This is a genomic window from Streptomyces sp. BE20 (assembly GCF_036322525.1).
Lineage (GTDB): Bacteria > Actinomycetota > Actinomycetes > Streptomycetales > Streptomycetaceae > Kitasatospora.
Genome location: NZ_JAQYWW010000251.1, coordinates 1 through 1,447, shown reverse-complemented (window position 1 = coordinate 1,447; position 1,447 = coordinate 1). Strand labels below are relative to the sequence as shown.

The following is a 1,447-nucleotide window of genomic DNA, read 5'->3' as shown; positions in this document are numbered from 1 at the left end:
TGTCCGTGTGGCCGGACCCGTAGCCGTCCAGCCAGGCCTTCCAGGAGCCGCCGTGGCTCGCCTGGCCCCGGTCGGTGTCGACCGTGCCGGGTGTCGCCGTCCAGGGCTGCGCCGCGCCGCTCTCGAAGCCGGCGTTGCCGATCAGCTGCGCCGAGGGGCAGGGGCCGGTGCCGTCGGTGACGGCCCAGGTGAAGGTGGTGCTCGCGGTCGCGCCGGAGGGGAAGGTGGCGGTCACCGTCACGGTCGTCGATCCGGCCGTGCCGGGTGTGCCGGTGATCCTGCCGGTGGCGGCGTCGATCGACAGGCCGGCCGGCAGGCTGTCCGCGGTGTAGGTGGGCGCGCCGGAGCCTCCCACGGCCGGGACCAGCAGGTCCACCGCGGTGCCGAGCGCCGTGACCTGGTCGCCCGGCTGCGTGAGCGCGGGGGCCGCGGGCTGGGCCGCGCCGACGTTGACGGCGCTCCAGGCGGCGGCGACGGCGGTGTACTCGCCGCTGCCGGCGCCGTACAGGTCCTCGGCCGCGTGCAGGGTCGCGGTGCGGGCGGCGGCGTAGTCGGTGGTGGAGGTCATGTAGGCGGTCAGCGCCCGGTACCAGATGGCGGCGGCCTTGTCCCGGCCGATCCCGCTGAGCGTGGAGTGGTCGTACGTCGGGCTGTCGTACGCGACGCCGTTGACGGTCTTCGCGCCGCTGCCTTCGGAGAGCAGGTAGAAGAAGTGGTTGGCGACGCCGGAGGAGTAGTGGACGTCGATGCCGCCGACGCCCCGGCGCCAGTAGTCGGCGGAACGGCCGTCCTTGGACGGCTTGTCCATGGAGCGCAGCGGGGAGCCGTCCCCCCGGATGTCGATCTTCTCGCCGATCAGGTAGTCGGGGGTGTCGGCGGGCAGGTCGGCGTAGAACTCCACCATGATGCCGAGGATGTCGCTGGTCGCCTCGTTCAGGCCGCCGGACTCGCCCGCGTACATGAGACCGGCCGTGGCTGCGGTGACTCCGTGGGTCATCTCGTGGCCTGCCACGTCGACGGAGGTCACCGGGTGGGTGTTGCTGTCGCCGTCGCCGAAGGACATGCAGAAGCAGTAGTCGTCCCAGAACGCGTTGCGGTACCCGCTGCCGAAGTGCACCCGGCTGGACGCGCCGGCCCCGTCACCGCGGATGCCCGCGCGGCCGAAGGTGTTCTTGTAGAAGTCCCAGGTCGCCGCGACGCCGAAGTGCGCGTCGACGGCCGCGGACTCGCGGTTGGACGGCAGGCCGTCGCCCCAGCTGTCGGTGGAACGGGTGAAGAGGGATCCGCCGTCGACCGTGCCACCGTGCATGTCGGTGGTGTAGGTGCCGCCGCGCGTTCCGTCCTTGAGCTGGTAGCCGGAGTCGGTCGGGGTGGTGCCGATCGGGACTTCGCCGACGTGGACGCCGTGGCCCGTGCCGGTCTGCACGCCCTCGAAGGTCCGGATCAC

1 protein-coding gene is annotated in these 1,447 nt (G+C 72.5%); it reads right to left on the bottom strand.

Annotated elements, in window-relative coordinates:
• Window positions 1-1,447, bottom strand: a 1,447-nt coding sequence (locus PUR61_RS01370; RefSeq protein WP_329874755.1) for a M4 family metallopeptidase, incomplete at both ends; no start/stop codon positions are given.